Below are 20,740 nucleotides of genomic sequence, written 5' to 3' on the forward strand. Positions count from 1 at the left end.
TTCGTTCTATGTGAGATTATTGGAGTCGAATCCGAACGTCATTTTTCAGTTCTGCAAGCAGTGCTTCCTTGAGCGCCTTTACATATGCATCAACATCCTCGGGTGATTCGATGTATGCTTTGGAAGCGACGGAGGTCGCTTTGACGATCTTGGTCTGTTTGACCGGAGCAGGCTCTCTACCTGGCTTATCTGGCTTAGGCTGCTTCTTGCGCTCAATGGCATCCAGAGCCTCGTCTACGGCCTCCTGAAAGTCTTCCAGTCGATATGAGATGTTCGGGATGGAAGTATCTTCTTCGATGGCCAGCTTGGTCTGCTGCAGCGGGTAAAGGACCTGATTACGAAACTCGCCGTCCGCTTTCATCGCTTCGAGTTCTTTGGTGATGAGACCTATCTTGGCATCTAGCTCCAGCATGGCCTTCCGGCGCTTATCAGCTATCAGAGCATCATTGATGGCGGTCACCTTGGAAACATGGGTGTCGACATCCTTGAGCATGCCATACGGGGCGGGAGCTTCGGCAATGGTTCGAAGCTGCTTCAATGCCGTTTTTGCGTCAGCGTCCTTATTGAGAGCGGTTTCGTTTTTTTCGAACTCATCCAGGGCGCTCAGTAGTTTTTCCCAGGTTAGGCGCTGGTTCGTGTAAAAGTCCTTCAGGTCGTGAAGATCGTCACTGGCATCCTGAAGATCTTCCTTTTTCTCGTTGAAACGATTAATGAACTCGAAGGTGTCGCGGATATTCAAGACCGACCGTATTGTGGCAAGGCCGTCAGCAATCTCGCTGTCTCCAGGGAATTTCCCGGTCTGAGCAAGAGGCTGGTATTGTTTCAGGCTTTCCTGCCAACCACCGAGTTCATTTCGGATAGTTCGCTCAAGATCATCCAGCGCTTCAGGACCATTTTTCCCGAATAGCGTCTGACAAAGCTTGCGAGCCTTCTCGATCTGATCCTTGGAAGGCACTTTGCGTTTCATGATCTTGATGGTCTTCCATTTATTCACTTTGGTCATCGGATCCACGGCATCCCGAGGCTCCAAGCTGGAACCATCAGACAGCAGATTGATCTCTCCGGCTATAAGCAAGCGAGCCACCAGAAGTACGATTTCGAATTCGGGCCAGCCGTAAGGTTTACTTCCAAAACGGTCGACGAGCTCATTCAAGAGCACGGGGTGATTGCGAGCCACTTGTAGGTCAATAAACTCCCGTACTTCGCGAATGGCGTCTGCGTTGACGTTGGTGAGACCTTTCTCCAGTTCCATCTGACTCACGTCATTCGACAGCAAAACAGACCGGATCTCACGAACAGGATCATCTTCCAGCTTCTTGAGGTAGCTGAATTTGTTGTAGAGATTCTCGACAATATAATTGAGCGCCTCTTCAACCAGAACACGCGGGGTCGAGGCCTTGAGCGTGAGCGTCTGTCCCATGGCGTACACGTCGGCACCGGGCATCAGTTTTTCCAGCAGTCCGGTTATCCGAATACGGCGTTCCCTGTTTTCATCCTGCTTATCGCGGAGGATTTTCTTGAAGCTATTGGACTGAGATGCATCACTTTTCTGTCTGATGTATTTATCCGTTTGCAGGTATGACCGGATTTCTCGTCCAAGTTCTTTGCTGTCCTGCAGTCGGATCAGAACACGGCCGTAATGTTCAGACGTGTACATGGTGCATTTGAGGGAATTGAAAGCATCGTGCTCAAAGAACAGAGGCGTGATGATCTCGACGCCAATCTCCTGATCCAGCTTCGAGCTGAATGGGTGACCGTCAAGCAGGCGGCTGTATGCATAGTCTCGCTTGTTCGGCTTATATCGGTGTTTGTCTGGTCCTTTGATGATGTCAGTATAAACGATTTCCGCCAGCAATTTGGTTTCATCGCTGGGGGTAATGTCTACGCCCTTGATCTCTCTGCTGACATCCCGTTCCTCGTTTGTGAGGAAGAAATAAAGATCTCCATTACGACTGATGAGAGTTTGCTTTTCCAGACGCTGCAGTCCCTCTTCAATTTTCCGCTTCAACGCTAGGCGGTCAGCATCCACTTCGTCGATGAATAGAGTAACGAGGTTGTCTACGTTGGGCTTGATAATGTCCACGTAGCGGATAAGGAAGAGCGTTTGCAGCAGGTGGACGTCAAACGGCTTTTGAAGCTCGTCGTTCTCTGCTGCTTGGTCGATGGTCCTGCTGACCGCTGTATCTAGGAAGCTCTCGATAGCCGGATAAAACTCATACAAGGGCACCAGAGCGCCAATGCCTTTGGTTGAGATGTTCTTTGCCGCAGACTGGAAGGCATCGAGCATGGAACGCTCACCACGGCTGAGATGCATCCCGGTAGCTCCTGCCTTGCGGATTGACTCAAAGATCTTCTGGATCAATTGGAAATGGTATGGTGCGAAGGGGTAGTTGCCAACAAAGTCTTGCTTGTCTTTGTACGTGCGCAAAGCCGCGCTGTCGTGCGTAAAGTCAAGCTGGCTTTTAATGATGTCTCCCTTAGCATCAAACAGCGTTTCCAGCTCACTGGAGGCATCTGATGTTTTTTCAAGCAGACGAGCCTGGATGACTTCATCTGTGTTGGAGCTGGACAGAGCAAGGCGGGTGTTGAAGCGGCCTTGAATTTTGGAGAAGTCATTAGCTTTTGTAGCCTTGAGATCTCCGAGGACGGCATCAATGTCTTCTTGGGAGGTAACCACAACCCAGGCCCGACCTTGGCAAACACGTCCAAGATCCTCGGTGATGGTCTGCAGGTTGAGCATGAGGTTGCCATTGTTGCCTATAAACTGGCCGACTTCATCGACGAGAAAAATAATACGATGGTCTTTCCCTTTCCTATCAAGGTATTCCTTCACCCGTTTGGCAAAGTTCTCAATAGTCACGCTCAGCGTCTTTTCGGCGTTATCGAACCAATCTGAAGCTGATTCTTTACTTTGCCCGAGTGTGTTAGAAAGTGCTTCGACAAGTTCGTCTTTGCGGAAGTAATATGCATCACGCTCCTCAACCCAGTTATCACCAGTGAGCGTTTTGTACTGACTGCAGAACTCCTCGTATTTTCCCTTTTCCGTCAGATAGCGCTCCATTTCAGCGATGTGGGGATCGTCGCCAGAGTATCCCTGCATTTCGTTGAAAACTCGCCAGAAAACGGAAAGGATGGCTCCCCAGCCGTCTCTGGAGTCCGCTCTGCTATCGATGTTGAAGAGGATGACATCAGTATCGCTGGTAGTACATTTTTTGATGTCAGCCAGCAGCATCGGATCCTTGATCTTGGTGTCAAAGAACTCGACTGAGCGGCGTGTGTCTTCAGACAAGGGTGAGGTGGCTGCACGGTTGTTCAGCAGATATGAAAGAATCTTGATGAAATGAGATTTACCTGATCCAAAAAATCCAGAGACCCAAACACCAATACGGCTAGCGACATTGGGATCATGGCTGTTTGAAATTGAGTAAAGATATGTTTCGAAGAACTTGCGGAAGTGTTGATCCAGTTCCTTAGTCACAACATATTCTTCAAGCTCTTGCCAAACGACAGCATCATCCTGCTGGTCAGCTTTGACAACGCCATTGATGGGACGGAATAGATCCTTGGAAAAAATATTTCGTATTTGCATCATGTATCTCCTAAGCAGCGGTCGGGTCTGGAACGAGTTGGAATGCTCGGTAATAGTTGCTTTCTTTCAGCTTTCCGAAAAGTCTGAGCCCTTGTCCATCATATTTGCCAGGGTAAAAGACCACCAAGGGAGTATCTTCCATAAGGGGATGAAGGCTGTTTAGTAGAGTATGACTCCTCAAAATAGGCCAAGCACTCCCAACGCCAGACATGAGAATGACATCCTGTTGTTCAGGCTTAGTCTTTTCAACGAGATATTTGGCTATTTTTAATTCGTGGAGTGGCCCTTTCAGTGCTTTGAGGAGCTCTTCACTCCCTTTGGCTTTTTGCAATTCAAAGGCTCGGTCAAGCAATTTTCGATCTTGCAGGTACTCAACAATCAAGCTGAATAAATTTATGTGAACAAATCGAATACCAGGTTTTCTTTTTGGCAGTTGATCTTCAACAATTCCGAGGAAGCCTCGGACTTTAATTTCTTCGGCTGGATCATAATCAAAAATATAAAAACCAATCTCGTTGCCAAGGCCTGCGTTTGAAAGCAGTTCTTCAGACAAGATCCGGTCTATGACTCTGTTTAAGCGTTGGTCCAATGATGCTTTCATCGAAAAATCTCCAGGCAATCTAATGGATATACATGGCCATGCTTTTCTAGCAATTCCTTGACTTCGGGGAGTAGCGAAAATGGAAGTAGATTCATTGTTCGAGTCGAATCAATGATGCCTGCTTCGGCAAGAATTCGAAAAATGACCTGACGCACTTTCTTGGTGGTCGATTCAGCCCATTTTTCAAGAGAGGGGTCGCGATGCTTACATTCCTCAAAGAAGTAATCCCAGTCGCGATATGAGATTTCTTTCTGGTAGGTCTTGATCTGTGTTGTGATAGCCTGTTTGATGAAATCCCCCAGCAAATGACTGTGCATAATGGCCGAAGCCAAGAGTAGTTGTACAGCCTGCTCGTGGGAGCCATTCTGTATGAGTTGCAACAGCTCCCCATCAAAAGAACCCAGCCGATTGCGGATCAACTTAGCTTGACGCTTCGCGCTGGCTGGGCTTCTTTTCTGGAGAATGTTTTCAATTATTACTTTCTGGTGAAATAGGTGATCGTTGGCACCTTCTCTAAGAAGGTTAGCTATGACTCTGCTTTCAGGGATCAGAAGCGAGCCTGCGACAATTTCCCCATTGTAAGCTGATGATTCCACAAAAATCCTATTAAATACTTGAGTGAAAGGTTTTTAGAGTTTTCACTCTGTTGGTAACACTTTCATATTGAGGCGTAAATCCTCGAAGTATCAATTTTAGGATATTTTTAAATACTATCAATAAAATCAGGTTATAAAGTGGACGTTTGAATTTTTAGTTGCGGATCCACGAACTTCTGTGAGGCTTAGTAGCTTCCTTCGAGGTGACCCAAATCAAGCATTTCATGGAAATCGATCTTAGCAACAACATCATTTAACAGCGTTTCAACGGGATAGTTCCCTTCATATCCTGCCGTCACATCGTCAAACTCGCCTTGCTCATGCCCGACGACCTCTTTGACTTTGTACCTTGCCAGATCCAGTAGCTTTGCCCTGGTAATAAAGGTGTGGCGGAATGAGTGGAAGGTAACATCGCTTACGCCTTCCTGAGCGCCTACATTCTGCTTGCGCCTGAATCGAGTGAACCATTTTGACGCCGCATGGGAATACTTGCCTTTCACATCTGGCGGTAGATCACTGAAAAGACGCTTGGTTGTTCTTCTGCGCTTTGAGTCGACAAAAGCTATGAAGCCAAGCTCATTGGCAAGATATGGATGAATCGGAACCAGGCGTTTACCTGCTTCAGTCTTAACATGCTTGTCGCCGCCTTGGTCGTTTATGTCCAATATCCAGACGCCGGACTCCTCACGAATATCTCTTATTGAGAGCTGACAGAGCTCTTCTAAGCGAGCTCCTGTAAATAAGCCCAGAAGCGGAAGCCAGTATTGCCAGTCCTTGCGCAAGTTACGGCGTTTGTATGTGTCGGGGCTGAAAAGTCGTTTCAGCTCGTCCTCAGTGAAAGCCCTGCGTTGTGATTTTGATGCCGCTTTGCCTCCGGGGACTTCGAGAACCTTGTTCAGTGGTTTGGCCTTGTCGATGTATCCTTCAAGCTCACACCAGTTCAGGAACGAGCGTATGGCAGTGAAGCGTGTTTCGAGAGACTTCGGCTTGTAGAGATCCTTTTCTGGGATACTCATCCGAAGCAATTGATGAAGTGTTTTGTCCTTGTAACGCTTCGTCCTCGCTCCTGGCAGTTTCTGGACCTTTTTCCAGTAGCCTTTCATGTGGTCGCGTGACAATTCACTCATGGTCAATTTGGCATTACCCATTTTGACCAGCTCAGCGAATTGCTTCAATTGTGGCGGTATATCCTTGCGACTTGCAGCACCCCACGGATTAGGACCTTCCGTCTTGAACTCGATGTACTTATCGATTGCTTCGAGGATTGATGGAGATGGGGGAGGCGTTGGAACAGTCGGTTGCACTACTTGAGACTGCTCTTGGCCTTGGAGGATTCCTACAAAGCCTGTTTTACGAGCTGCATTCAGGAATCTTGCTTCGACTTCAAGCAGGGCAGCGCAGAACTCACGGTATTCTTTGGAGTCCTTTTCAATATCTATTTCTTCACGATCCAGTAGCTCTGAGGCTCTACCTTCAACCTTCTTGAGGTTGCTGCATTCAAGAGCTTCTTGGGCGTCTGTGGCAAGGATTGTGAGCTGTTCATTGCGCTTGTCCAACTCGTCTAGCTCCCATGAACGGGAGAGGCGGTATTCACGTTCTTCTTCGAGCGCCTCATCGAGCCATTGCTGAGCGATGCGGCGTATTGTTTCACGACTTAATCTACCAGACATGACCTCATCCCTCCTTTTACGAAATTCATCAAATATCGCATGCGAGGTAGTGACCAGTCTTATAACCTTAGGCCGCGCTTCTCTCAAGTATCTGGTTTTGAGCGACTTCTTGAATTCTTGCATACCCATGACCGGGCGCAAATCGCTTGGAATTCGAAGTCGAAAATAGAGGCCATTTCGATGGCTGGTGAGGTAGGATGGGGCAAAAAAAGACATTGGACAATCCTCCTTGTGTGTACCCGTTTTGTGTACCCACCGCTCTGACGAGCTTGATTCGGAAGAATGTCCAATGTTTTCAAATGCTTGGCGGAGAGGGTGGGATTCGAACCCACGTACGGGCTATTAACCCGTAACTCGATTTCGAGTCGAGCGCGTTACGGCCGGACTTCGCTACCTCTCCGCGTAAGAACGCTTGTGACGTTCAAGAGGCGGCATATTTAATTTATTTCCAAACACCATGCAAGCGAAAAAATGATTTTTTCGGAGCAGGAGTTATTTCAGACACCTGCGCTTCATGCAATTCTTGACCTATCGAGCACGATAGTATATCTATTTATGTCGTATTTTTGGGATCGGCGCACAGCTTTTTTTGATGCGCCCACCGGGCAGATTTTATTGACTCCTGCCAAGCACTGGGAGTCCGGCTGCTGGAATACCAACGTGTTGCGCGGTGCTTTCACGTATACAAACGTCGAAGCGCCTTCTTTTTTTCGACGGAGAAGGTTCACATGCACCTGACTGACTTTATTCATATGATTGAACGCATAGCCCCCGTTTGCGGTGCTGCGGAATGGGATAACAGCGGTGTGCAGGTGGCTTCGAGGTGCACGGAAATACACAGCGTTGCAGTTGCGCTTGACCCTTCGGAAGCCAATATCGAAAAAGCAGTATCTCAGGGTGCCGATTTTTTTCTGACACACCACCCGCTTGCGTTCAAGCCTCAGCCGCTCTCAGGCAATGACAGTTATTTCAGGTCGGTTTCACAGCTTATCACAAATGATATCTGTCTGTATTCGGCGCATACCTCGCTGGATGCCAACCCCGCTGGCCCCGTCGGCTGGCTGGCAGAATCCCTGAAATTGCAGAACTGCAAAACGCTTGAGCCTACCGCCGCGAGCATGCAGCACAGAATCATCGCCCCCTCTGCGGACAGCGGCTCCATACCTGCAGTGATCGCCGGCTCCATCCGTTGCCGGCACATACAGGGTATCGGGCACGAATTCGAGTTTGACACTGAAGACATCGTTTACGAGACAGCAGCAGATCATATCAGGCAGGTTCTGCCCGCCGGAACGTCTCTTCTGAAAGCAGAGGAACGCGCTGGCAGACGCGAACTGGGGCTGGGCATATCTGGCTCCCTCCCCTGCCGGCTGAGCTGGCACGAGTTTGTACAGCTGCTGGAAAAAAGTGTAGAAAGAACATTCTGGACAACATGCGGACCTGTTCCTGAAACTGTGGAAACAGTGGCGTACTGCACGGGGTCCGGCAGCTCTCTTGCCGAGACTGCCTTTGCCCGTGGCGCCGATGTTTTTATTACCGGTGACGTGAAGTACCACACAGCACTGGACACGACAGGCTGCATCATTGATGTAGGTCATTTTTCACTGGAAGAAGAAATGATGCGCCGGTTTGCCGCCCTGCTGGCCGCCGGAGCACCCGATCTGGATATAACGTTCCTGCCTTCGCAGGATCCCATACGGCTTCATCCGGTTCACGGCTGAGCCGCAAAAGCCCCGGCTCCGCCGGATATTTTGAAGCCATCAGGAGGACACGACATTGAGCCTGTACCTTAAGCAGATTGAACAGCTTGTAGCATTGCAGAAGGTCGATAATGAAATTCTGGCCATCCGCAAAGACCTTGAACAGGCACCTAAAGAAGTTGAAGCCCTTATGGGTCGCTTCAACGCGCTTGAAACCCAGCGCAATCATCTGCTGGACAAGATAGAGCACCTGCGAGAACAGGAACGCCGTATCGTTACTGAAATTGAAGATGACTCTCTGCGGGTAAAGAAAAGTAAAAGCAAGCTGATGCTTGTGGGTAACACCAAAGAGTATCATGCAATGATGCGCGAGATGGACAACCTTGAAAAGGTAAACCGTCTGCGTGAAGAAGAAAAGATTACACTGATTGAAGAGCTGCAGCGTCAGAATGAAGCCATAACACAGCTGGAAGAAACATACACGGAAGTAAAAAAAGACCTTGAAGCCAAGCAGGCAACTCTGCAGGCGCGGCTTGAAGAGGCTGAAAAAGAGCTGGCCAAGCTTGATAAAAAGCGCGCTGCCGCCGGAAGTGTAGTTCCGGCTCCGGTGCTGGCCCGCTATGAATTTATCCGTGAACGCCTCGACCATCCTGTCATTGTTCCCGTGGTGGATGGTATATGTTCCGGCTGCCATATTGCCATTCCGCCCCAGAGCTTTATCGATTTGCAGAAAGGTACCCAGATTCTCAGCTGCACCAACTGCCAGCGGCTGATATACTGGTGCGAACATTTCTGCGATGATACTTCAGCAGAATAAAATGTATTCGGGAGCAGGACGAGCTGCCGCTGCGTGTCATTTGTACACGGAGAGGAAAGTCCGGGCTCCGCAGGGCAAGACGCTGGGTAACCCCCAGGTGAAGTGATTCACGGACAGTGCCACAGAAAACAAACCGCCTGCCATGCAGGTAAGGGTGAAACGGTGGGGTAAGAGCCCACCAGAGGTGACGGTGACGGCACCTGCTAGGTAAACCCCGTCTGGAGCAAGACCAAATAGGAAGGCGCCAAGGCCGGCCCGGCCGATGCCTTCGGGTAGGTTGCTTGAGGCTGCAGGTAACTGCAGCCCTAGAGGAATGGCAGCTGCTTCCCTTTATGGAAGAACAGAACCCGGCTTATAGTCCGGCTCCCGTCTGTACCAACACACAGGGGCGCTCATTGCGCCCCTGTTTTTTTCACAGAGAGACATAACCATGCACACATGGGCACTTCTTCTGGCGGCAGGCCAGAGCTCCAGAATAGCGGCAGCGTGTCCGGGCGTCCGTAAGCAGTTTCTGCTTTGGCAGAACGCCCCTCTTTTCTGGCATTCCGCAGTCATGCTTTCCCGCGTCAGTCGCATGCGGGGCATAATTTTTGTTTTTCCTGAAGACATGCTGGAAGAGGCAACCGCCATGGTCAGGGAACTGGATGCAGGCCGGGCACTGGGCATACCGTGGAAAGCCGTATCAGGCGGTGCCCGTCGGCAGGATTCCGTCGCCAGCGGTCTCGGGCAGCTTCCGGCAGAGTGCGATACGGTGCTTGTGCATGATGCAGCAAGACCTTTTGCCAGCGCGTCACTTACCAACAGCATTCTGGATGCGTTGGAGGCCGGAGCTGAAGGAGTGGTGCCGGCACTGGCCGTTACCGACACTATAAAGGTGGTAGAAGACGGCGCGGTGCTTTCAACTCCGGACAGGACAAAACTCGTGGCCGTTCAGACTCCACAGGGTTTCAGCCTTCAGGCGCTGCTCGGTGCGCACCGTCATTGCGCAGAAAAAGCACTGGCCGTCACCGATGATGCATCCATGCTCGAACTGCTCGGACAACATACTGTCATAACAGTGGAAGGTGAGGCATCCAACATAAAAGTGACGCATCCGGAGGATCTGACCATGCTGCATTCTTCAGAAAAAAAGAATATGCAAGTCCCCTGTGTCGGATGGGGATACGACGTGCACCGGTTCGGTTCTGACGGCCGTCCCATGAAACTTGGCGGTGTGCCCATAGCAGGCGGCCCGGGCGTTATAGCGCATTCAGACGGTGACGTGCTGCTGCATGCCCTTACAGATGCCGTGCTCGGCTGCATGGGGCTGGGAGACATCGGCATGCTGTTTCCCGACACAGATGCGGCGTACGATAATGCTGATAGTGCCGTCATGCTGAACGAGGTGCTTGAAAAAGCCAGAAATGCAGGCCTGCTGATTACGCACGTTGATCTGACGATAATAACGCAGATTCCCAGAATCACACCATGGCGCGACCAGATACATAAAAATATCTGCAGAATCACCCGCCTGGACGCATCTTCTGTCAACCTGAAGGCGACAACAGAAGAAAAACTGGGCTTCACCGGGGAAAAGAAAGGGATAAAGGCAGTTGCGGCCGTGACCGCCCTGCGCCGGGTCTCTTCCTGACCGGCTTTTAGTTTTCCGCCTCTTGCACCCTGCGGTTCAACAATATAACATACAAAGACAACTCAGAAAATACGGAAATGCCCAACCAACCTGAACAGCAGCAGACGGCTATGATGACATCTGAAAATTCCACCGGCTTCCCGTGGCTTACCCATTACGACGAAGGGGTGCAGCCGAGCATTGAGTATAAAAAACACGCTCTCTTCGCTTTTCTGGATGAAGCAGCCGCGGAACACCCGCGCCGTACGGCCATCATATTCCGCAATTACAGGCTTAACTACAGAAAACTCAATGAGCTTGTGGAGATTGTTGCCGCAAATCTGCGCGCGCAAGGTCTGAGAGACGGAGACCGTGTTTCCATAATGCTGCCCAACCTGCCTCAGACGGTTATTGCCTTCTGGGCTGTACTCAAAGCAGGCGGCGTGGTGGTGATGACCAATCCGTTGTATATGGAAAAAGAACTGGTGCACCAGATACATGATTCCGGCGCCCGTTTCATGATCACACTGGATCTGGTCTGGCCGAAAATCAGTGAGCTTCGCGACAAACTGGGCATTGAGAAAATTTTTGTCACTAAAATTTCCGAAGCACTCCGCTTCCCGCTTAATATTCTTTACGATTTCAAATCACGTCGCGAGGGCACAGCAAAACAGGTTCCGTTTGACAACGAAACCCTGCTGCCGTGGAAAGTTCTTCTGAAAGGCAAAGAACGCTTCTGCACCCGGATCGATGACCCTGCCGAACGTCTGGCCCTTCTGCAATACACGGGCGGAACAACCGGCATCGCCAAAGGGGTCATGCTCACACACCACAATATCAGCGTCAACGTGCAGCAGTGCTGTGCCATGCTGCAGGAGCTGGTACACCAGAAACATACTTTCATGGGGCTGCTGCCGTATTTTCATGTATACGGGCTCACAACCTGCCTCATTTTTCCCACTTCTCTGGCGGCCACTATCATTCCCTTCCCCCGATATGTCCCCAAAGATGTTCTTGATGGCATAGCCAAGCACAAACCCACCATTTTTCCGGGTGCTCCTTCTGTCTACATTTCACTTATGCAGCAGAAAGATGTTGCAAAATATGATCTGACCTCCATTGATTACTGCATTGCCGGTTCCGCTCCCATGCCTGTGGAACAGATGAAGCGGTTTAAAAAACTTACCGGTGCGGCCATCATCGAAGGCTTCGGACTTACAGAGGCATCGCCCATTACACATCTCAACCCCATACGCGGTCTCAATAAGCCGGGCTCCATCGGCGTTCCTTTTCCGGATACCGAAGCCCGCATTGTGGATATGGAAGTCGGTTCAGTGCCGCTGCCCCCCGGTAAAATCGGGGAGCTGATCATCAAAGGACCGCAGGTCATGCAAGGCTACTGGAACCGTCCGGACGAGACAGCAGGTACGCTCCGCAACGGCTGGCTGTACACCGGTGACATTGCCACCATGGACGAAGACGGCTATTTCTTTATTGTAGACCGCAAAAAAGATATGTTTATTGTGGGAGGCTACAATGTTTATCCCAGAGAGATCGACGAGGTGCTTTACGAGCATCCCAAGGTCAAGGAAGCCGTCAGTGTGGGTGTGCCCCACGCCACCCGCGGTGAAATAATCAAAGCCTACGTGGTACCCAAGTCAGGAGAAACCCTGACAAAGAACGAAGTAATAAGCCACTGCAGGGCTAAACTGGCCAACTACAAAGTGCCGCGGCAGGTCGAATTCAGAGAGGAATTGCCCAAGACGATTGTGGGCAAGGTGCTGCGACGCGCTTTGCGCGCCGAGGAAGAAGAAAAGCTTCGGAAAAAGAAAAACACAAAAAGTGATGATCAATGAAACTGCTTCTTCAACGTGTAAATCAGGCCAGTGTTACTGTTGATAACGAGGTGATCGGCGAAATCCAGTGCGGCCTGCTGGTTCTTGCGGGCTTCGGAGTACAGGATCACCCCGCCCTGCCCGAAACGGACATGTGGAGTGCACTGATCCGTAAGATGCTTGACTTGCGCATCTTCCCTGACGGGCAAGGCAAAATGAACCTCGGTCTGCGTGACTATGGCGGCGAGTTGCTTCTGGTGCCGCAATTCACGCTATATGCCGATTGCCGCAAAGGCAAAAGGCCGTCCTTTACCGATGCAGCGCCCCCTGAGGTGGCACAAAAACTTTTTGACCGGCTGGTGTGCGATGCGCAGGCCCTGCTGCAAAAAAAAGTAAGCACCGGTCGGTTTGGTGCGGAAATGTATGTGCAGCTTACCAACTGGGGGCCGGTAACCATCGAACTTTGCGGAAACGCCCCCGGGGGACAGAACAGCCATGCCCGACAGCAGCTCCATCCTGATCGTCGATGATTCGCGTTCTGTCCGCAATGCGCTGGCTTCGCTGCTCAGAAAGAGCCATGCCATAGAACAGGCGGAAAACGGGGAACAGGCGCTTGCGTCCTATGCGCGCAACCGCCCCGATATCATCCTGCTGGATCTGAACATGCCCGGCATGAACGGTCTGGAAGTGCTGCGCACCATCCGCGAAGGCTTCGGCGATGATGAAACATACATTCTCATTCTCACTGCCGACGACAGTTCGGGCACCAAAACCCGCGGCCTCAGCCTGGGTGCCAACGACTTTCTTTCCAAACCATTCGATATCGCAGAACTGAGGGCAAGGGTGGGCGTGGCCGAGCGCCAGCGAAAGCTTACCCGCCAGCTCGTTGATTACGCCCGTCGCATTCAGAATGAGATAGACCTTGTGGCTTCTCTGCAAAGTAAACTCCTGCCCACTGCAACGCCCTACCTGCAGGGAATTCATATTGAAAGTCTGTACGAGCCATCCGGTGAAGCCAGCGGTGACTACTATGACTTTTTTCCGGTGCAGGAAGGCAGAAAAATCCGGACGGTGGTGGCCGATGTGTCCGGCCACGGCGCCCGCGCAGCATTTATCATGAGCATAGTACGCACGGTATTCCGCATCACACAGTCGCGCTATATGCCGCTTGATGAAACCGTGGCCCTGCTGGAAAATCATCTGATGGATGCCATAGGGGACGAAGAGGACTTTGTCACTGTATTCACTGCCGATGTGGATTTCACGGATGAACGGCTTGACTACATCAACGCCGGTCATTGCCCCGGCATCCTCCGCCAGCCTTCGCAAGAGCCTCAGCTGCTCACAGGATCAATGCCCCTGCTGGGCTTTCTCAAGGCACCGGTAAAAATGCGCAGCATTCCTTTTACAAAAGGAAGCGGGCTGCTGCTTTTCACGGACGGTTTCTATGACTGGAAAAAGCAGGACGGTACGCTTTTTTCTCTGGAAGATTTCATAGCCGCGGCTACCGGCTGTCTGGGACGCGACGAGCATGTGCTGAAAAAAATCACCACCACACTGGAAGAAGCCGGCGGCGGAATGCCGGCTTACAGAGATGATCTTACGGCATTGTGGATTTTTAATGAAACAACAGCCAGTTAAATTTACTTTTTGCACCCGCGCCGAGGCGCAGGCATGCCGCGCACTTGTAAAAGGCATAGTGCAGGTTGTCTCGCAGTGGATAGTCAGACAACAGCTGCTAGACGACCTTGATCTGCTGCTGACTGAAGCCTGCGCCAATGCTGTGCGCCATGCTTATCCGCCGGACAGCCCCGGCTGCGTTGAAATTGCCGTCAAACTGCTGCCGGGCAAGGCTGTGGTCTGCTCCATATCAGACTGGGGCGAAGGTTTCAGGCAATGTCCTCTGGACCTGCAGAAACCCATTCCGCTCTGCCCACCTGAAGCCGAAAGCGGCAGAGGACTTTATATTATTTCCAATCTGGTGGATAAATTTGCTATTCTGCAGAAAGACAACAAAAATACCCTGCGGGTAACAATCAACTTAGGGAGTGAAGCATGGGCGGCCTCAGCGTAGAGCAACAGGGAGATATTCTGCATCTCGGTGTTGACGGGGAACTGACGCAGCAGGTGGTGCCAGCCATCAGAAAACAGTGTGACAAGCTGCTTGAAATCGGCGTATTCACGCACCTTGTCGTAGATCTGTCAGGAGTCCCTTTTATTGACAGTTCCGGCATCGGCCTGCTTGTTTCCATAAACAGCCGGCTAAAAGGCGGCGGCAAACATATGCTTTTGTACCGTCCGTCCGATCAGGCGGTAAAGACTCTTGATCTTGTGCAGCTGCTTGATTTTTTCACCATCATACATACCGAAGACGAACTGCTGACGGTGGTGGGCTCATAGGACAGACGACATGCCGCCGGACTGACGGCCGGCAATGAACATCTCAGGCCGGAAGGAGTGCCCATGCCGTGGTACTTAGAGCATCATTTTGATCCTGATTTCGACCACATGCATTTGAAACCCCAGGAAACGGAGTCGGGTAAGGTGGACCACTACAATCTGGGGTACGCCCAGAATGTGGTGCATGGACAGCTGCTGGCAGAACTGAAAGAGGTTTCGCAGGAAGAGACCGCCGGACTGGACAGCAGATATGTCTATGAAAAGCCGGTACTGCCCTGCGGTCCAAACTGTGCAATTGACCCTGCCAACAGCCATGCCATCGTCGCCGCCGCCAACGGATACGTTTTTTATAACGAAGGGCTGATAACCGTAAAAAAGATGCTTAATGTCCGCCGCGATGTGGACTTTCACACCGGAAATGTCGTTTTTGTCAACGATATCGCAGTACATGGCAGCGTGCGCACCGGATTTGAAGTGCATGGCAACAATGTACTGGTCAAAGGGGTTATCGAAGGTGCCAGAATACATGCCCGCGGCGCTCTTGCCAGCGAAACCGGCGTCAAAGGGCAGAAAAGCGCGCAGTTGTATGCTGCCAAAGCCATCCGGCTTCCTTTTTGTGAAAATGCCCAGCTGCGCACGCACGGCAATGTCATGATTGATACATCATGCCTGCACACTGATGTGTATGTGTCGGGCAGTCTTGTGGTAAAAGAGCGTCTTCAGGGCGGCACCGTATACACCTCCGGCCTCGTCTATGTTATGGAGCAGCTGGGCGGCGGTCAGGGAACGCCTACACAGTTTGTTATGGGCTACGACCCGTTCCTGTTCAGCAAACTGCGAGATGTGGAAGCAAGCATCAAGAACCTGAAAAGTAAAGTCGATTCACTGGAAACGCTGTGCGCCAAAAGCCCGGAACACCGGACAGAATTTTCGCCGCTTAAGAATGAAGCCAGCAGAAAATTGCAGGCCATGCACCGCATCCGCACGGAAATTTGGGAAAAATTTGACGCACAGGACGTGCCACCCGGCTGCAGAATACTGGTTCCGGGAAAAGTGCGCCCCGGCGTTGAAATCAGCATCGGCAGAGCATTTCTGAAGGTAAATGACTATCTGGAAGATGTTCGTTTCTGCCTTGAAAATGAAGAAATTGTAATTCACTCACCTGCTGTGGATAAGTAACTTAACACGGAATTAGTGCGAAGATTATGGATATAGGAACAATTATCGGCATTGTCGGTGCTATCGGGCTCATCATCGGTGCCATCGTGATGGGCAGCGGCCTCGGCGGATTTATAGACATACCTTCGGTTGCCGTTGTTGTGGGGGGAACTATCGCCGTTGCATTCGTCATGTTCCCTATCAAAACGGTGCTCAGTTCCATCAAAGTGGCCATGAAGTGCTTTTTTGCCAAGGCGCCTGATCCTGTCGAATCCATTCAGCAGATCATCAGTCTGGCCGAAAAAGCCCGCAAAGAAAGTCTGGTCGCTCTGGAAAAAGTTTCTGTGGACGATCCGTATCTTAAACGCGGCGTACAACTGGTGGCCGACGGAACGGAAGAATCGCTGGTCAGGTCTGTCATGGAGATAGACATCAGCATTATGAAACAGCGTCACAGACGCGGGCAGGAAGTATTTAAAGGGCTCGGAACCTACGCACCGGCCTTCGGCATGATAGGTACGCTTGTCGGACTGGTACAGATGCTGCAAAACCTCAGCGACCCCGCATCCATCGGCCCTGCCATGGCCGTTGCTCTGCTGACTACGTTTTACGGTGCGGTACTGGCCAACGTGTTTTTTTTACCCATGGCCAAACGTCTTGAAGAACGCTCCAATGAAGAAGCACATAATATGGAGCTGACCATGGAAGGCGTGCTTTCCATACTGAACGGCGATCACCCGAGCATTGTGCGGGAAAAGCTGGAATCATTCCTTCCCCCGAGCCAGCGCTCGGCCAAGAAGTAGGAAACGATGGCTGCAGAAGATAAAAAAGCTCCACCACCACCGAAGCGGCAGGACGATACCCCCTGTGAAGAGGGGCTGCCGCCGTGGATGGCCACCTTTGCCGACATGATGTCGCTGCTGCTCTGTTTTTTTGTGCTTCTTTTGTCGTTCGCTCAGCAGGATGCAAATAAATTCAAAACACTTATGGGTTCGATAAAAGAAGCTTTCGGGGTACAGATAAAGCGTAAGGAAGCCAGTTTTGCGGCATTCTCACCTTCCGAGTTCGAACGCAAGGACGTGGAGCTGGACAAAGAGAACAAAGAGCTGCTGGGGATGGTTCTGGAAGTAAAAAACTTTGTCATTCAGGATCCCGAGCTTAAAAAGACCGCAAAGATAACCACTGAAGACGCCGGCGTTGTCATCAGAATACCCTCTTACGCGTTATTTGCTCCCGGATCGGCAAAGCCGCTGCCCGATGCCGCGTCAAAAACCGCCACAGTTGTCAGAATACTGCGTGAACGCAATCTGGACCTTGTTGTCCGTTGTCACACAAGCGATGAAAAAGCAGAGGAAGAATCGCTGTATCCCAGCAACTGGGAGCTGTCTTCAGCGCGGGCGGCCGCCGTACTGCGTCTGCTGATAAAAGAGGGAGACATACCCCCGTCGCGTATGAAAGCCGTGGGGTATGCCGATTCACAACCTCTTTTGCCCAACAACACCGACGAAAACAGAGCCATCAACAGCCGGATGGAGTTTTACTTTCACGCTCCGAGCGTGAAAAGCTGGTAGCCCGATGCAGCAACGTACCTCTTATTCCGCCACGCCGCTGTATTCAGCCGACGGAACGCTGTGTGATATTGAAATAAGCGTCGGCACCCGGCGGTGGAAAATGCTGGGTGCTGCCGGCGCGCCGCGGGAGTTGTCCATACTGGTATCTTCACCTGCCCGTGACGCTGCGGCTCTGCTCCCTGTCTTTATCGGCAGCGGGACCGGAATTGCCATCAGAAAATTCATGGAAAGCTATGACGGTCCGCTTGCTGTTGTCGACAAAGAACCGGACATTGCAGACCATACGGGAATCAGGCAGCATGTGCTCGCACGGGCCGGCAGTGTGTGGATTGACTCTGACTCGGCCGACGATGCACTGCGCCGGCTGACACTCTGGCAGACGGCGAACGGCGCGGCTCCGCTGCGGGCCATGCTCAACCCCGCATGGCTCAGGCTGGACAGATCATATTATGCGGCAGTGCACGAGGCCGTGACTGCGAGTGAGAAAGCTGATTTCTGGGGCAAGGTGGCCTACCCTCGTTTCCAGAGCACCACACCTCGCATTCTGCTGATCACCAGTCAATATTTTCTGATGGGCGAAGTGGTGGCCGCACTGAACAGGATGCAGGTGCCGTATGAGTTGCTGGCACTTGATGATGACAGTCTGGGACAAAACGAGTTTGTCGAGCGCCTGTTGAAGGCCGTTGTCAGCTTCCGACCTGATTTCGCGCTTACCATCAACCATCTGGGGGTCGACAGAGAAGGTGTGCTGACCGACCTGCTGGCCCGTCTCCAGCTGCCGCTGGCATCTTGGTTTGTGGATAACCCGCACCTTATCCTGTACATGTACAAAAGGTTGGTTTCCCCGTGGACGGCACTTTTTACATGGGACGCCGACAATCTGGAGTCATTGCGCCGCCTTGGCTTTGCGCATGTGTTTCATCTTCCGCTGGGTACCGATGTCACGCGCTTTGTCCCGCTGCAGAATCCCGTTGCCTCCCACCCTCTGCGTGCCGATGTTTCCTTTGTCGGCAACTCCATGGTGTACAAGGTGGCCCAACGCATGAAAGCCGGGCGCTTCCCCGCTGTCATGCTGCGCAGCTACAAGACGGTGGCAGCAGGCTTTTCCAACAGTGATGAGCGCTGTGTGCGTACCTATCTGGAGCAGGCCAGACCGGACATTTTTGCCGCATATCTGCAGCTTCCCGCCTCTGAGCAGCGCCTTGCATATGAAACCATGATTACCTGGGAAGCAACAAGACAGTACCGTAACAGCTGCGTCAGGCAGACGCTGGCGTTCCATCCGCTCATTGTCGGTGACAAGGGCTGGCGCACGGCCCTGCGGCACGAACCCGCTACCTGGCGCGCCCACAGTGAACTGAGCTATTACACCGACCTGCCCTGGTTTTATCCGCTTTGCACCATCAACTTCAACTGCACCAGCAAACAGATGAAAGGAGCTGTCAACCAGAGAGTTTTTGATGTTCCGGCATGCGGCGCTTTTTTGCTGACCGACAAACGGAAACAGATGGACGAACTGTTTGAGCCCGGCAAGGAAGTCATTTTTTATTCCGAACCGGATGAAGCCCCGGAACTGATACGTTTTTACCTGAAAAACTCCGCCGCCAGAGCAAAAGTGGTCGCAGCAGCCCGCAGCCGCATACTTGCCGCCCACACATACGAACACAGGCTCCGGCAGCTGATGAACGACATGCGGACAGCATTCGGCAGGCCATGAAAAATCCTCCCGTGCTGGTTATCCAGATGCAGCGGCTGGGCGATCTTGTGCTCAGTTTTCCTTTGCTGGGCTGGCTGAAAATGCGTTATCCGGACACCCCGATCTGGGTTGTGGCCGAGCCTGTTTTTTTCAAAGGTCTGATGACACTGTCTCCGGAAGTAACGTACTTCCCTCCGGAAGCCGCCCCTGCACTGGCAAAAGAGTCTTATACGGCCGTTATCAACCTGAGCCACCGGCCCGAAGCGGCAAAACTGGCCGGCGCGGCACGGACTGAAGAGCTTTACGGCCTGTACCAGTCGAACGGCGCCACACGCATAAAGGGGGACTGGCATCTGTACCGTGCCGGTCTGACTCACAACAACAGGCATAATGCATTCCACTGGGCCGACCTTAATGCACTTGACTGCATCGGGACATCCATGCTGCAAAAAACAGCCTGGCCCCCCATGCGGTACGCCAGCGGCTCGGAAGGCCGCATAGGCCTTTTTCTTGGCGCCAGCGAACAAGATAAACATCCCGATGCTGTTTTCTGGGCGGCCTTTGCGGAAAAACTGCTCGCAGCAGGATTCAAGCCTGTACTCCTAGGCGGAAAAGCAGAAATGCCGCTGGCGGCACGCACGGCAGCCATCCTTAAAGCCCCCGCCCTGAACATGGCCGGCCGTTTTTCGCTGCCTGAATTTGTGGAAGTTCTGCGCTCGCTGCGGCTTCTTGTCACACCGGACACCGGTCCCATGCATGTGGCGGCATGGACAGGCACACCCACGCTCAACCTTTCTCTGGGACCTGTCTCTGCCTGGGAAACCGCCCCCTTTCCTCCGGGGCATTTTGTTCTGCAAAGCACTCTCAGCTGTGTAGGCTGCTGGCGCTGTAAACACCCCCGCCCCTACTGTCACGACCAGTTCAGTCCGGCACGCATTGCATCGCTGGTACGCATGATTCTGAGCCGCACCCCAACCGCTCTTTCCACCCTGCATCTGCCGGGCCAGCGTCTTCTGCAAAGCTCACGCAGTACCGCGGGGCTTTTCCGGCTTGTTCCTCTTGATATTTCGGGAAAAAAACTGCAACCGGCATATGGCAGGGACTTTCTGCGCCGGTTCTGGCAGGCTTATTTTTTTCATACCCTTGCTGACGGCAAAAGCGAAAGTCTGCATACCGCCTTCAGCGCACTGGCAACCGCCATGCCGGCAATTGCAGAGCGGCTGCCCGCCGCATCCCTGCAACTCAGCCGTATCCTTTCACTGGGGCTGCGCAAAGGGCATCATGCCTTGGGCGACAGTTTCTGGCTGCAGTTTCCTCCTTTTCTGCGTCCGCTCACAGGCTATCTGCAGCAAGCTCTTAGTAATGAAGACTACAGCCGCCCGGCCTACGCGCATGCTCTCAAGCTGGTGGAAACCCTCTTCGCGGCATTGCCGCGATAGGAAACTTCTTCCGCGGGATGTCTTGCCATAAAACGCAATACGCCGTTTTATATAAATAA

At 52.0% G+C, this 20,740-nt stretch carries 17 protein-coding genes, 1 tRNA gene and 1 other RNA gene; 14 read left to right on the top strand and 5 right to left on the bottom strand.

Annotated features, from left to right (window positions below):
• Positions 1-16 precede the first annotated feature (16 nt).
• The 5 genes from brxC to ACZ5D1_RS09605 all read right to left on the bottom strand — a co-directional run bounded on the left by brxC (position 17) and on the right by ACZ5D1_RS09605 (position 6,856).
• Positions 17-3,592, bottom strand: coding sequence for a BREX system P-loop protein BrxC (brxC, locus tag ACZ5D1_RS09585; RefSeq protein WP_464554739.1), 3,576 nt, complete (start codon positions 3,590-3,592; stop codon positions 17-19).
• 7 nt (positions 3,593-3,599) lie between these two features.
• Positions 3,600-4,190 carry a DUF1788 domain-containing protein gene (locus ACZ5D1_RS09590; RefSeq protein WP_464554741.1) on the bottom strand — a complete coding sequence of 197 codons (591 nt, stop codon included), beginning with the start codon at positions 4,188-4,190 and terminating at the stop codon, positions 3,600-3,602.
• Complete coding sequence (locus ACZ5D1_RS09595) at positions 4,187-4,786, bottom strand: DUF1819 family protein (protein ID WP_157917337.1); 600 nt, start codon at positions 4,784-4,786, stop codon at positions 4,187-4,189. The genes ACZ5D1_RS09590 and ACZ5D1_RS09595 overlap by 4 nt, the downstream gene beginning before the upstream one ends.
• Before the next feature lie 185 nt (positions 4,787-4,971).
• A complete protein-coding gene (locus tag ACZ5D1_RS09600; RefSeq protein ID WP_464554742.1) occupies positions 4,972-6,672 on the bottom strand; it encodes a DUF6538 domain-containing protein in 1,701 nt (566 codons plus the stop codon).
• Between the two features lie 88 nt (positions 6,673-6,760).
• Positions 6,761-6,856, bottom strand: a tRNA-Ser gene (locus ACZ5D1_RS09605).
• A gap of 328 nt (positions 6,857-7,184) precedes the next feature.
• Between ACZ5D1_RS09605 and ACZ5D1_RS09610 the strand changes: the two genes are divergently transcribed.
• The 14 genes from ACZ5D1_RS09610 (at position 7,185) to ACZ5D1_RS09675 (ending at position 20,681) form a co-directional block, all read left to right on the top strand.
• Positions 7,185-8,177, top strand: a complete 993-nt coding sequence (locus tag ACZ5D1_RS09610; RefSeq protein ID WP_027181318.1) for a Nif3-like dinuclear metal center hexameric protein — start codon at positions 7,185-7,187, stop codon at positions 8,175-8,177.
• Positions 8,178-8,232: 55 nt separating this feature from the next.
• Complete coding sequence (locus tag ACZ5D1_RS09615; RefSeq protein WP_027181319.1) at positions 8,233-8,973, top strand: zinc ribbon domain-containing protein; 741 nt, start codon at positions 8,233-8,235, stop codon at positions 8,971-8,973.
• 10 nt (positions 8,974-8,983) lie between these two features.
• Positions 8,984-9,344, top strand: an RNA gene (gene rnpB, locus ACZ5D1_RS09620) — RNase P RNA component class A.
• Positions 9,345-9,403: 59 nt separating this feature from the next.
• Positions 9,404-10,603, top strand: coding sequence for a 2-C-methyl-D-erythritol 4-phosphate cytidylyltransferase (gene ispD, locus ACZ5D1_RS09625; protein ID WP_464554744.1), 1,200 nt, complete (start codon positions 9,404-9,406; stop codon positions 10,601-10,603).
• Between the two features lie 113 nt (positions 10,604-10,716).
• A complete protein-coding gene (locus ACZ5D1_RS09630; protein WP_041277174.1) occupies positions 10,717-12,438 on the top strand; it encodes a long-chain-fatty-acid--CoA ligase in 1,722 nt (573 codons plus the stop codon).
• Entirely contained in the window at positions 12,435-12,947 is a 513-nt protein-coding gene (dtd, locus tag ACZ5D1_RS09635) for a D-aminoacyl-tRNA deacylase (RefSeq protein WP_464554745.1), read from the top strand. The genes ACZ5D1_RS09630 and dtd overlap by 4 nt, the downstream gene beginning before the upstream one ends.
• Positions 12,913-14,058 carry a PP2C family protein-serine/threonine phosphatase gene (locus tag ACZ5D1_RS09640; RefSeq protein WP_011367662.1) on the top strand — a complete coding sequence of 382 codons (1,146 nt, stop codon included), beginning with the start codon at positions 12,913-12,915 and terminating at the stop codon, positions 14,056-14,058. Before dtd ends, ACZ5D1_RS09640 begins: the two co-directional genes overlap by 35 nt.
• Complete coding sequence (locus ACZ5D1_RS09645; RefSeq protein ID WP_027181324.1) at positions 14,039-14,491, top strand: ATP-binding protein; 453 nt, start codon at positions 14,039-14,041, stop codon at positions 14,489-14,491. The genes ACZ5D1_RS09640 and ACZ5D1_RS09645 overlap by 20 nt, the downstream gene beginning before the upstream one ends.
• The gene (locus ACZ5D1_RS09650) at positions 14,473-14,817 is read left to right on the top strand and encodes an STAS domain-containing protein (RefSeq protein ID WP_011367660.1); all 345 of its coding nucleotides are present in this window, start codon (positions 14,473-14,475) and stop codon (positions 14,815-14,817) included. Before ACZ5D1_RS09645 ends, ACZ5D1_RS09650 begins: the two co-directional genes overlap by 19 nt.
• A 63-nt stretch (positions 14,818-14,880) precedes the next feature.
• A complete protein-coding gene (locus ACZ5D1_RS09655; protein ID WP_464554747.1) occupies positions 14,881-15,996 on the top strand; it encodes a FapA family protein in 1,116 nt (371 codons plus the stop codon).
• 26 nt (positions 15,997-16,022) lie between these two features.
• Complete coding sequence (locus ACZ5D1_RS09660; protein WP_011367658.1) at positions 16,023-16,778, top strand: motility protein A; 756 nt, start codon at positions 16,023-16,025, stop codon at positions 16,776-16,778.
• A 6-nt stretch (positions 16,779-16,784) separates the two neighbouring features.
• Entirely contained in the window at positions 16,785-17,546 is a 762-nt protein-coding gene (locus tag ACZ5D1_RS09665; protein WP_011367657.1) for an OmpA/MotB family protein, read from the top strand.
• 4 nt (positions 17,547-17,550) lie between these two features.
• On the top strand, positions 17,551-19,263 hold the full coding sequence (locus ACZ5D1_RS09670) for a CgeB family protein (protein ID WP_464554749.1): 1,713 nt from the start codon (positions 17,551-17,553) through the stop codon (positions 19,261-19,263).
• Positions 19,260-20,681 carry a glycosyltransferase family 9 protein gene (locus tag ACZ5D1_RS09675; RefSeq protein WP_011367655.1) on the top strand — a complete coding sequence of 474 codons (1,422 nt, stop codon included), beginning with the start codon at positions 19,260-19,262 and terminating at the stop codon, positions 20,679-20,681. The genes ACZ5D1_RS09670 and ACZ5D1_RS09675 overlap by 4 nt, the downstream gene beginning before the upstream one ends.
• The last annotated feature ends 59 nt before the right edge of the window (positions 20,682-20,740 follow it).

The organism is Oleidesulfovibrio vietnamensis, assembly GCF_055388115.1.